We start from the raw sequence: 10964 nt of genomic DNA, 5'->3' as shown, positions 1-10964 counted from the left end.
CAATGAACAAAAACATCATCATCATGCTGTTCGCAATTTGCAGCATCGCGCTTTTATCCTGCGAAAAGGACAATAAAATCCTGATCCCATACCCGGAAGACATCACTTTTGAGGATCAGAGCCTGGGCACATTCACTTTCAATATACCCACCGCACCTTTCAAATCCGGAAATGAAAAAACGGGCGTAGTTACGCTTAATGTGAAGAACAATGGCGACGGCACTTTCTCGGGTTTTGCGCTATCCAATAAAAACTGGAGATCCTTCCCATGGAGCCTGAGTCCGGATTTTCCACCGGCGGGTGGACTAACACCAGCAAAGATCAAATCGGCTGTAGACTCCTGCATTTTCAGCGTATATACGACCACGACCAATCAAACGAATAACTTCCTCGTGGCCTCTGTAAAAGACGAAGATGCTTCTTTTACGCTCGACAAACCTACGGTTGTAGAGCATGTCCTTGTAGCAAATACAAGCTATAACTACCTGCTGGAGACCTATGGATCTGTTTACTCTGGTACGCTCGACGCCAACACGCAGGCTTACACCATAGGTGGGACTAAGGTAAAAAACATCAATATTGCCAATCCTGCTACCACAATGTATGGAAGGTTTACCTTACCAGGCCCCGGCGGACAAAATCTGATCCGCCTGGCAGGTGATGAACTTCTGGCCAAAAAGGCGGCCGGAGATGCAGCTTATAATGCAGCTATACAACAGGGAAAAACACAAGCTGAGGCGCAGGCAGCCTCCACTGCAGCATCAGCTGCCCTTTCCAAAGGCTTTGTCAAGCTGACGGTAAAAGGTTATAATGGTACCACCGCAACAGGAAGCGTAGATTATTGGTTGGCCATCCGCCCCAACGTAGACCCGGCAAACCCGACATTTAATTATGTAGCCTTCAACTGGTCTAAAGTAGACCTCACAGCACTTGGTACAGTAAGCAGAGTTGTTTTTAGCCTCTCCTCCTCATATACCGACGGAACAGGTAAAATGCTGATTCCACCTTACTTCTGCTTAGATGGTATCAGACTCAGAAAATAATCATTAACCAAAAAATAAGCTATGAAACCAATTACATTACTTTACACACTCCTGGCCATGACCGCCACGCTTCAGGTCAGCGCCCAGACTAAAGGAGGCTACACCATCAGTGTGAGCGTACCCAAAACTGCGGACGGCAGAAAAGTATATTTGAGATCGGAAGATACTCCCGGCAAAGCTCTGGACAGTGCAGTTGTGAAAAACGGCAATTTCGAATTCAAAGGTGCTGTACCTTATCCACAATTCTACAACCTGGTTTTCAACAGGCTGGAAAAACAACGTTTCTCCTCCATCATTCCTGTATTCGTTGAAAACGCAAAGATCAGTGTAGTCGCGGGCTTAGACACCAATGCTACAGAACTGGAAGCACTGTACAGCGGTGGCTTTCCTTATGAAAAGATCAAAGTCAAGGGCTCTGCATCACATGACCTTTTCCTGAAATATTCGGCTACCTATGAGCCGCTGAAATCGGCAAGCAGTAAAGCCTTCGACGCCTACATCGCCTACTTGAATCCCGGAAAAGGGAAAGAAAAAGGTCCCATCTCAGAAGGGATCAAATTGGTGGAAAACATCGACCTGGCCAAAGCTGCTGCGACAGCCTATGTGAAAGAATTCATCAGGAGCAACAACAGTAGCCCGGTAGCTTTGTATGTAGCCAAAAGGAACATCGGTTCTTTCAATGCCAAAGAAATTGACGAAACTTTGGCCGCACTTTCTCCGGCACTCCGCGCATCTGCCGGCGGAAAAGCGTTGCTGGAAAAAGCAGTGAGCATCAAACAGACAGCCGTAGGCTCTAAATTCGTAGACTTCGCGTTCAATGACAAAGATGGCAATCCGGTTAAATTGTCTGACCATGTAGGGAAAGGTAAATATACCCTGCTGGAATTTTGGGCTTCCTGGTGCGGACCATGCCGCGCCGACATTCCTCACCTTAAAGAAGCCTATGAGATCTATCATCCTGCAGGTTTTGAGGTAATCAGCATCTCAATGGACGATGACAAGGACAAATGGCTGAAAGCCATTGCAGAGGAAAACATGACCTGGTTACAGGTGTCCGACCTGAAAGCATTCAAAGGAGATTTCTCCAAGATCTACAACTTCAATGGCATCCCTACATGTGTATTGGTTGGCCCCGAGGGGGAAATCATCACAAGGAATATGAGGGGACTGTGGATGGATAAAAAACTGATTGAACTTTACGGCAATAAGTTCGGGGCTAAATTTTAACTCCCACTGCTACAAAAAAGGCCTTCGTTTTATTTAACGAAGGCCTTTTTATATTTAATAAAGATTTAACTTCCTTTGATGGTCATGTCTACCTTCACTTCCATCGGAATGCTCATTCCCTCTGGCATCTGTTCCGATTTCTCCATTTTGATGGCTCCTTTCATTTCCTGATTGATGTTTCCTTCCAGCATCCAGCACGATTTCCTGTCTAAAGTGAACTTTGAGATGTAAGTACCAGTCATGTCAAAACTCATTGGGATTCCTGTCGGTGTAGAAACAGACTTGTCCTTCCCTGTACCCAAGCTTGCCGTTGAGCTGATGACATACGTAGTCGGGGTCACCTCCTCAAGTTTATAGACCGTTTTCATATCCAGAGAAACCGTTCCCTCCAACTTTCCCTCGGCGGTCCAGGTATCCCCTTTTGCAACAGCTTTTCCAGGGAAAAAGCCGCTCATCGCCTGCATCCGCTCACGGAAGCCTTTATCTCCATAAGCTTGCATCAATTGAGTTTTGATTTGTTCTTTCTTATCTTCCGGCATCTTTAATCCGTCAAACATCCCGCTAAATAAGGATTCCAGGTTTTTGATATCCAATACCTTTCCTTGCTTATCCATCGTTATCTGAAAGGACTTGTTCTTCATTTTATCAAACATAGCTGTCATCGTACTGTCCAGCGCACCCTTTTTTTCAGAATTTAATTCAATTGCTCCCGTGATGCTATTGACTTTCATCGCAATGCTTTGGTAAGTCACGTCAATACTATACACATCATTTTCTACAGCGGTCACGGTTTGTTTAATTCCGCCAACCATTTCCATGTTGATGTTCATGTCTTTACCAGCTACAGCTTGCTTTATCATTATGGATGAAGTCATCGTTTGATAATAAGCTTTTCCCTTGATCAGGTTTAGCGACATCTTGTATGTCTGTGCATTCAGAGCGGTACACAGTAATAAAGCGAAAAGAATGCTTAAGGTATTTTTCATAAAGCGTTATTTATATTTTGATTGTATTCTTCAAAAGTACATTTAAGCATGATGATATCCAAGCAAGATAAATCGATCCATCAGAAAATGTAAAACAAGCATTACATTTTATACTTTTTACTTGACATTAATGTAAAGAATACCGTACATTTGATCAAACAAAATTGACGAACATGAAAAATCACTTACTCATTGCCAGCAGATACAAGGTATACGGCTGGATCATCTTTCTGGCATTCCTAGTTATGCATGTAATTGTTAACATTATCTACCCTGAGCTTGGGGAAAAGATCACAATCCAGTTCTTTCCGGAGCCAGAGGGCCTGTTTAGCTTGGGAGACTCCGGACTCACCCTGGTCGGTGCAGGCATCATTCTCGGATTGATGATGATCTGTTTTTCGAAAGAAAAGAAGGAAGATGAATACATTTCCTACCTTCGGCTCAGATCCTGGCAATGGTCGGTACTCGTGTCCTACAGCATCTTATTTATCGCCAATCTCTTGATTTACGGGGGCTGGTTCCTGAGCTTCATGACCTACAATTTACTGACCGTATTGATCGTATTCATCATTACATTTAACTTAAGTTTGTACAAATTAAAAAGGGGGGAGGCTCGAAGATGAAAAATAACCTACGTGTGCAGCGCGCCATCAAAAACATCACCCAGGCTGAACTGGCAGAACGCATCAATGTTTCCCGGCAAACCATCAATACCATAGAATCGGGAAAATACGTACCCTCAACCGTGCTGGCCTTAAAAATGGCCAGGGTATTTGAAGTACCGGTAGAGCAGATTTTCGAACTGGAAGAAGAGGATTAATATACCTTACCGGACCCCCCAATTCAACGAATTTCAGGGCCTTGGGTTTTCTGCAGTTTTGATCATCTTTTCCAGCAGTTGAAAAATGCCTTTCAAGGCTTTTTCTGTTGCGATGTTTGCCATAACAATATAGGCCAGGTTTTTTTCTTTATTGATCAGGGTATAGCAATAGAAAGTACCTGCAGATCCCGCATGTTCTGACAACTGTTTTCCAGTTCCATTCTGGTTCAGCCATCCTGTTGCATATTTGTCGTGGCCGTAATGCAAGTACGTATAGGTATCCGCTTTAAGCAGGTTGCTTTTGCCCCTTAGGCCAGCCAGGTTGAGTTGTATAAATTTGGCATAGTTCCCTATGCTCATACTTACATCTCCCGCTGGTTCTATAAAATTCAGTTTGTAATCGGATGTTGGGGCCAGCGCAGTCAGTTTCCCGTTTTCAATCCAATGCCCCCAGGGCTGGCCGCTGTCTACTGCATTTGGCCAGCCCATCCGGTAAGAAAGGCCAAGTTTGCCAAAAACTTCCGCAACCAATTGTTCCCAGGTCTTGCCCGAAGCCTTCTCGAGCATCAATGCCGCCACACTGTAGCCTGCATTCGAGTAATTGTACGGCTGATCATTCCTGGCCAGGGCGTCATTCTTCAATAAATAGGTCACGAAGGCCTTGCGCTGCTCAGATTTATTGCCGGAGAATTTAGGCAGCAGCTGAAACTCTTCTCCACTGACATAGGGCTTGATCCAGGCCCGATGCCCCAGCAATTCGGAAAGCGTGATGTCATAGAATGCAGGGTTAGCTTCTTTTCTCAATTCAGGAAAAAGTGCAAAAAACTTTGTGCCCCAACTGATCTTTACCTGCTCCACAAGGTAAGCTGCCACAAAACCAGTGATGGCTTTTGTATTTGAACCCAAATGAAAAAGATCCGTGGATTTGGCCCGATCGGCAGGCGTTTTACGGTCGAAGCGGTGATAGCCGATCACGTTCTTCAACAGGATACTATCCGAACTCAAAACTGCATAACCGAGTTCCGGGATTCCACTGGCCACACGGATACTATCGGCACTCTTTGCTAACTGTTGGGCACTTCCTGAAAGTGCAAGGAAAAACAAAAGCGCGAAACAAAGTAATTTCATACCAGACCTCCGGACATAAAAAGGCCCTGACCATTTTTCATAATCAGGGCTATTGGATAAATAAAAAATTATTCTACAACCAATACACCTTTCATCAGGCCGATGTGACCAGGGAATGTGCAGATGTACTCATAAGATCCTTTTTCAGTAATGGTAAATTCAATCACATCTTCTTCACCACCGCCTAAAAGTTTAGTGTGCGCAACAACTGAAGCTGCTTCAGAAGCAGGGATATAGTCAGTAGCTTTTGCTTCCAGTGCTTTTGCTGCATAGGCTGCTGCATCAGTACCTGGTTTCAGGATCACTACATTGTGACCCATCGCCTCTTTACCGATAGTACCGATGTGTTTGAAAGTTAATTTGATTGGGCTTCCAGCTACAGCTTTCAATTCATTTGTGCTGTATTTCATCTGGTCATTACCAGCCAATACCAGTTCAGTAGTAGTTGCTTCAGGAGCTGCAGTTTCTGTAGTTGCTGCTGCAATGGTGTCCTTTTTTTCTTCCTGTTTTGTTTCGCTACCGCATGATACAATTGTTGTGGCGGCTAATAAGAAAGCCAGGACGTTGATTGATGTTTTCATTTTTTTTGTTTTTGTTTATGTGTTGTATTCCTCCCGTCCGTAATGTTTAGGATTGAACGGTAACATTTTAAGTCAAAAACAAAGATATAAATTTTTCAATACCGAATTAATGACAAGCATCATTCTTTTGTCTGCTTTTTAGAAGGGGCTTTTTCTTTTTTAAACATTTCTTTCCCCAGGTTTTGTGCTGCCCTGAATTTCACGATCTTTTGAACGAGCACTAAAGGTATCGGTCGGTCCAGTGGAAACTGTATGGCGCCCTTTGAACATTTATAACCGGCCAGCTCAGCATCGAAAGCTACGATTCCCGCTGGCGCGGGATAAAACCCGATGTGTTTCTTATAGCCTGCAAAATGTACCAGGTTTCCGTTCAATACAAAAGTGGGCATTGCATATTTGATGGCTTCTTCTGCATCTGGCGCCGCTTTTCCGATTGCTTCACGAATGGCCTGCAATTTCAGTTGCACCGCTTCCGGGAAAGTGGCGATGTATCCGTCGATATCTTTAATGTCTGTATTCACCTTATATCTCAATTAAATTACGTCAAACTTTATTTGTACTTCCAATATAACTGTATATTGCGATAAAATCTCAAACACAAAATGAAAAAAAATCTATTAACGCTACTCCTGCTTTTCAGCACCATGCTGTACAGTTGTAAAAAAGATACTCCGGAGTATCTCATCAATCAGACAAACCTTGCACTCAATTTTGACGGGGAACATCAGTTTATGATTAAACAGGATGGAGACAACATCGATGCAACTGGCTTCAGCTGGACTTCCTCAGATCCTACGGTAGGGGTCATCAGTGCTGCAGGTCTGTTTTCCGGCCGTAAAATTGGAAAAACAACCATCAAGGCCAGCGGAAACGGCACAACACTTACTTCAGAGGTTACCATCAATCCTTACAGCAACCTTTGCAGGGAACCTTATACCGTATTCGGATCAAGTAAGGCTACTGTCAAAAGTAAAGAAACCCGCACAATTAGCGCAGAAATCGCAACAGGGATCGAATATCTTCCTGAAAATTCAAATTTCAGAGGTGTGGTTTATTTATTTGAAGCGGATAAGCTGACTTCTACAATCTTATTCCTCGGTTCCACACAAGCCCTGCTCAAAGAATCCGCTACTTTTCTTGCCGAACGGTACACTTATGAAGGCATCACCGAAGATGATGTCCTGGTCTTCTCCAGCAATACAGTGCTGGTGGGTCTGGGATACCATGCGGATCTTGGCTACCACGCAGTCTTTATCCCAAATACAACGAATGCAAAATCATCTATCAGCTCGATGATGAAAAACCGCATTGAAAGTATTCAAAAATTAAAAGCACGCTGATAACAACCCGGATTTAAAGACCTCATTGGTTAGAGAAAGATTAAAAAAATAAATAATAAACGTTATTTTAACGTTTATTATTTATTTTAGTGACCGTAACCAAATAACACACATATGAATGTCTTTAAACGGTCTGGGATTTTAATCCTCTATCTCCTGCTTTCTTTTGGCAGTACAGCCCAACGCAAAACAAAAAAAAATCCAGACAAAGGAATGGCCGCTTACCTGATGGTCTATTTCAAAGATGATACCCACGGCCTGTATATGGCTTTAAGTAAGGACGGCTATAGCTTTACAGACATCAATCATGCAAAACCGGTCATCGCCGGAGATACTATTGCTGAGCAAAAAGGCATCCGCGATCCTTATATTTACCGCGGTCCTGATGGCATGTTCTATATGGCCCTTACCGATCTGCACATTTATGGACAGCAAGCCGGTTACCGCGGCACCGAATGGGACCGCGACGGCAAAGCTTACGGCTGGGGAAACAACAATGGCCTTGTATTGATGAAAAGCCGCGACCTCATCCATTGGTCGCACCAGGTACTGCGTGTCGACAAAGCCTTTCCTGAACTGGCGGACATCGGTTGCGCCTGGGCGCCCGAGATCATCTATGATGAAAAAGCGAAAAAAATGATGATCTATTTTACCATGCGTTTTGGCAATGGTAAGAACAAGCTCTACTACGCTTACATGAACAAGGATTTCAGCGCTATGGAAAGTGTACCGAAACTGCTCTTTGAATATCCAAAAGATGTGTCTTATATCGATGCGGACATTACCCGGGTGGGCGACAAATTCCACATGTTTTACGTACCACATGACGGTACTGCAGGCATCAAACAGGCCGTATCTTCGTCCATCAATAAAGACTACCAGTACGACGAACGCTGGTACGATCCTGAAAAAGTAGGCTGCGAAGCCCCAACCATCTATAAACGCATTGGAGAAGATAAATGGGTGCTCATCTATGACATCTACCGCATCGACCCTCATAACTTCGGCTTTAGCGAAACATCAGATTTCGCCAATTTTACAAATCTGGGCCGCTTTAATGAAGGAGTGATGAAATCAACCAACTTCTCTTCCCCTAAACATTGTGCAGTGATCCACCTGACGAAAAAGGAGGCACAAAAACTGGCCAGTAAATGGAAACTCAACCTCAAATTCTAACCCAAACGCTCAACAGCATCATGAATAAAAAACTCAGTCTAACAATTGGCTTACTTTTGCTCCTGACCGCAGCAAATGGCTTTGCCCTCAACAAGAAATTTAAAAACGAACCAGATTCAGCATACCTCCTTGCTTATAACGTAAATGGTCTTCGCTTTGCGTGGAGCCTCGACCGCCAGAACTGGAAACCTATCGGGAATGATTATACCTATCTCAAATCTGATTACGGCCGCTGGGGAAGCGAAAAGAAAATGATCAGTCCTTCACTCATCCGTGGCAAAGATGGTCTCTGGGTTTGCATTTGGAGCCTGAATGACTATACCCACCAGTTTGCGACCGCCACATCAAAAGACCTCGTCAGCTGGACACCGCAGAGCTACCCCTACGTAGATAAAGGTAAAAATGTACTACGGCCTGTGATCAGTTACAACAGTACTACCAATGAATACACCATAACCTATGCCGATGCTGCAGGCAAATATTTCCAGACCAGAACCAGGGACCTCAGCACTTACGGACCTGTTTCAGAAGTTTCAGCTTCGGCCTATCGGGACCATAATGTGGTAGTAGTCCTTAACGGCAATACAAACGGCCAGGTACATCGCCTACCCTGGTCTGTATTTTCCGGATTACAAAAGGCTTATGAGTTACAGGATTATAAGGCAAGGCAAAATAGAGAGGTAGCAAAAGAAGACCCACTTCGATTTGCCAACCTGAAAAACCTGGATGCAAAAATCTCTTTCCAGCCTGCACAATCTAAAGCAATCAGCACGATGCTCACCGGCATATTTTTCGAGGACATTAACTATGCCGCAGATGGCGGACTGTATGCTGAACTCATACAAAACCGCGATTTTGAATATCACCCCAGTGAACGGGGTTTCGGCGATAAAAACTGGAACAGCAGCTACGCCTGGACACTCAAAGGTGAAAAAGCCAGCATGAAAATCGATACGGTCTCACCTGTACACCCCAATAATCAAAATTATGCACTGCTTGACCTTGCTCAGGCCGGAGCAGTGTTGTCTAACACGGGATTCGACGGTATTGCGGTAAAAAAAGGCGAAACCTACCTATTTACTGCATTTTTGAAACTCCTTGAGGGAAAAAACATACCCCTGGAAATCCGCTTAGTTAGCGAGAAACAAGGAGTTATCGCAAATTCAAAAACCGCTGCCGGATCTGCAAACTGGAAACAGGTACAGCTTGCGCTCATCGCCAAATCTGATGCAACAGATGCCCGACTGGAAATTCAAATTGGCAATTCCGGCCGACTTGGCGTCGATATGGTTTCCCTCTTCCCAAAAAATACGTTCAACAACCGAAAAAATGGGCTCAGGGCAGATCTCGCTAAGGCTATTGCCGAAATTAAACCTCGCTTTGTCCGCTTTCCCGGAGGCTGTCTTGCACATGGTGATGGCATCGACAACATCTACAACTGGAAAAATTCCATTGGCCCATTAGAATCGCGCAAACCTGACCGTAACCTTTGGGGATACCACCAGACTATGGGACTGGGGTATTACGAATATTTTCAATTTTGTGAAGACATTGGTGCACAGCCTGTTCCCGTAGTGGCGGCTGGCGTACCCTGTCAAAATTCACACACCGGCGGAGGTGGCCAGCAGGGTGGAATTCCTTTGTCTGAAATGGACGAATATATCCAGGACATTATTGATCTTATAGAATACGCCAATGGCGGCATCAATACCAAATGGGGTAAAAAACGCGCGGAAGCCGGTCACCCCAAACCATTCAATCTGAAATACATTGGTATAGGCAACGAAGACCTCATCTCAGAAGTATTTGAAGAACGCTTTGCCATGATCTATAAAGCTGTTCAGAAAGCCCATCCGGAGATTACCATCATTGGCACTGCAGGTCCATTTTTTGAAGGCAGCGATTACGAAGCCGGATGGCGGATTGCCTCTGAGCTGAAAGTACCCATCATCGACGAGCATTATTACCAGTCACCGGGATGGTTTATCCACAATCAGGATTTCTACGACCGATACGACCGGAACAAATCCAAAGTATACCTGGGTGAATATGCGGCAAGTCTGCCAGGAGGAAAAAAGACCAACCTCGAGACTTCACTATCAGAAGCCTTATACCTTACCTCACTGGAGCGCAATGGCGATGTGGTAAGCATGGCTTCCTACGCTCCCCTTCTGGCAAAAGAAGGTCACACCCAATGGAATCCGGACCTGATTTACTTTACCAATAGTGAGATGAGGCCAACCATAGGCTATTTTGTACAGCAATTATATGGGCAGAATGCCGGCGACCAATACATTCCTTCAGCGGTAGGTCTTTCGGATAACCAGGAAGCCATACGAAAACGAATTGCCTGTTCAATGGTTAAAGACAGCAAAAGCAATGAGCTGATTATTAAATTGGTTAATATGCTTCCAATTGCAGTAAATTCAAACCTCGACCTCGCTTCGCTGGCTATCGCCGGTACTAGTGCAGACCGAACTGTATTATCCGGAAATCCTGAGGATAAAAATGCCCTGCCAGTAAGGAGCAAAATTCAACTGGATGCCCAAAGTAAGTTGGAGCTGCCAGCCTATTCCTTTACGGTGTTGAGGTTTAAAGCCAGGTAATTCAGGATCTTTATGCGGGCAACCTGTGGATTGCATGGTGCTGGATCTCTACTACGG

The 10964-nt window shown here is 44.5% G+C and carries 11 protein-coding genes; 7 read left to right on the top strand and 4 right to left on the bottom strand.

From position 1 onward, the window contains the following. Positions 1-2 precede the first annotated feature (2 nt). Both WAE59_RS08150 and WAE59_RS08145 read left to right on the top strand, forming a co-directional pair. The gene (locus tag WAE59_RS08150) at positions 3-1043 is read left to right on the top strand and encodes a DUF4465 domain-containing protein (RefSeq protein ID WP_337855458.1); all 1041 of its coding nucleotides are present in this window, start codon (positions 3-5) and stop codon (positions 1041-1043) included. A gap of 21 nt (positions 1044-1064) precedes the next feature. Beyond that, a complete protein-coding gene (locus WAE59_RS08145; RefSeq protein ID WP_337855457.1) occupies positions 1065-2270 on the top strand; it encodes a TlpA disulfide reductase family protein in 1206 nt (401 codons plus the stop codon). A gap of 65 nt (positions 2271-2335) precedes the next feature. Here the strand turns inward: WAE59_RS08145 and WAE59_RS08140 are convergent, their stop codons facing one another. Beyond that, positions 2336-3256, bottom strand: a complete 921-nt coding sequence (locus tag WAE59_RS08140; RefSeq protein ID WP_337855456.1) for a DUF6263 family protein — start codon at positions 3254-3256, stop codon at positions 2336-2338. Positions 3257-3429: 173 nt separating this feature from the next. Between WAE59_RS08140 and WAE59_RS08135 the strand changes: the two genes are divergently transcribed. Then, positions 3430-3879 carry a hypothetical protein gene (locus WAE59_RS08135; protein WP_337855455.1) on the top strand — a complete coding sequence of 150 codons (450 nt, stop codon included), beginning with the start codon at positions 3430-3432 and terminating at the stop codon, positions 3877-3879. Further along, positions 3876-4076 carry a helix-turn-helix transcriptional regulator gene (locus WAE59_RS08130; RefSeq protein WP_337855454.1) on the top strand — a complete coding sequence of 67 codons (201 nt, stop codon included), beginning with the start codon at positions 3876-3878 and terminating at the stop codon, positions 4074-4076. Before WAE59_RS08135 ends, WAE59_RS08130 begins: the two co-directional genes overlap by 4 nt. Positions 4077-4109: 33 nt before the next feature. Here WAE59_RS08130 and WAE59_RS08125 read toward each other — a convergent pair whose 3' ends face one another. The 3 genes from WAE59_RS08125 to WAE59_RS08115 all read right to left on the bottom strand — a co-directional run bounded on the left by WAE59_RS08125 (position 4110) and on the right by WAE59_RS08115 (position 6306). Beyond that, complete coding sequence (locus WAE59_RS08125; protein WP_337855453.1) at positions 4110-5204, bottom strand: serine hydrolase domain-containing protein; 1095 nt, start codon at positions 5202-5204, stop codon at positions 4110-4112. Between the two features lie 68 nt (positions 5205-5272). Next, the gene (locus WAE59_RS08120) at positions 5273-5785 is read right to left on the bottom strand and encodes a plastocyanin/azurin family copper-binding protein (RefSeq protein ID WP_337855452.1); all 513 of its coding nucleotides are present in this window, start codon (positions 5783-5785) and stop codon (positions 5273-5275) included. Positions 5786-5904: 119 nt separating this feature from the next. Beyond that, the gene (locus tag WAE59_RS08115) at positions 5905-6306 is read right to left on the bottom strand and encodes an iron chaperone (RefSeq protein ID WP_337855451.1); all 402 of its coding nucleotides are present in this window, start codon (positions 6304-6306) and stop codon (positions 5905-5907) included. A gap of 81 nt (positions 6307-6387) precedes the next feature. On the opposite strand from WAE59_RS08115, the gene WAE59_RS08110 reads away from it, so the two are divergent. The 3 genes from WAE59_RS08110 to WAE59_RS08100 all read left to right on the top strand — a co-directional run bounded on the left by WAE59_RS08110 (position 6388) and on the right by WAE59_RS08100 (position 10907). Further along, on the top strand, positions 6388-7125 hold the full coding sequence (locus tag WAE59_RS08110) for an Ig-like domain-containing protein (protein ID WP_337855450.1): 738 nt from the start codon (positions 6388-6390) through the stop codon (positions 7123-7125). Between the two features lie 114 nt (positions 7126-7239). Next, positions 7240-8301, top strand: a complete 1062-nt coding sequence (locus WAE59_RS08105) for a glycoside hydrolase family 43 protein (RefSeq protein ID WP_337855449.1) — start codon at positions 7240-7242, stop codon at positions 8299-8301. Next, the gene (locus WAE59_RS08100; protein ID WP_337855448.1) at positions 8277-10907 is read left to right on the top strand and encodes an alpha-L-arabinofuranosidase C-terminal domain-containing protein; all 2631 of its coding nucleotides are present in this window, start codon (positions 8277-8279) and stop codon (positions 10905-10907) included. The genes WAE59_RS08105 and WAE59_RS08100 overlap by 25 nt, the downstream gene beginning before the upstream one ends. Positions 10908-10964: the final 57 nt, after the last annotated feature.

It is taken from the genome of Pedobacter sp. GR22-6, assembly GCF_037402555.1.
GTDB lineage: Bacteria > Bacteroidota > Bacteroidia > Sphingobacteriales > Sphingobacteriaceae > Pedobacter.
This window is presented reverse-complemented; position numbering and strand designations above follow the sequence as displayed.